Raw genomic sequence first — 903 nt, 5'->3', positions numbered from 1 at the left:
CATCTGGCAGGCTGTGACTCATTAAGAGAAATTGAAGATGGATTAATTTCTGCCGTTGGCAAGCTACAGCACATGGCAGCCAAAGCCATGGGGCGAACGACATTGGCTTATGCCAATGAACACCGGTCTTACGAAACAGCCCAAAAACTTTATTTTCGTCTATTACAGACTTATAAAAACCTCTTTAGGGGTCACTTAGACCAAGACTATCTGCGTCCGGTCTATGCGTTGGACTCCACAACTATTTCAGTCTGTCTGACTCGGTTCCGGTGGGCACATTACCGCCGAGCCAAGGGTGGCGTTAAGCTACATACCGTTCTGGATGAAGATATCCAACTGCCAGTTGTGATGAATATGACTCATGGGAAAAGAGCCGATGTCAAAGAAGCAAAAGCTGCTATTGAAGCTTTGGGAAACAAAGAAATTACTGTTGTCATGGACAGGGGCTACAACGACTATGCGCTATTTATGTGGCTAACCCGACGAGGAACCAAGTTTGTGACACGAATAAAAGACAATGCCAAAACGACTCGGTTAAAAGACGATGTCATAGAAGAAGCTGAAAACTACGGGGATTATGGTTTCCGTTTTACACAGGAACAAGCACAAAAAGTCTGCGGGGATACTCGTTTCAGATTGGTGCAATGGCATGACTTGGAAAATGACCGCTGGTTTGAGTTTTTGAGTAACGATTTTGATTTGACGGCTCAACAGATAGCCGATTTGTACCGTAAACGCAGGCAGATTGAGCTGTTTTTCAAGAAGCTCAAACAAAACTTAAAGATCAAAAGTTTTATCGGAACCTCTGAAAATGCCGTGATGACTCAGATCTGGACAGCAGCCGTGGCTACGCTGTTAATTGAGATATTACGGCGCATTGCACGGTATCGCTGGAGTTTTTCC

At 44.6% G+C, this 903-nt stretch carries 1 protein-coding gene; it reads left to right on the top strand.

Features of this window, described 5'->3' with window-relative positions; genetic code table 11:
• The coding region (locus H5985_RS09235) for an IS4 family transposase (RefSeq protein WP_205051018.1) at positions 1-903 on the top strand (903 nt) is incomplete at both ends.

It is taken from the genome of Parasutterella secunda (assembly GCF_016901835.1).
Lineage (GTDB): Bacteria > Pseudomonadota > Gammaproteobacteria > Burkholderiales > Burkholderiaceae_F > Aphodousia > Aphodousia faecavium.
The sequence above is the reverse complement of the archived record's forward strand: the minus strand, read 5'-3'. Positions and strand labels throughout refer to the sequence as shown.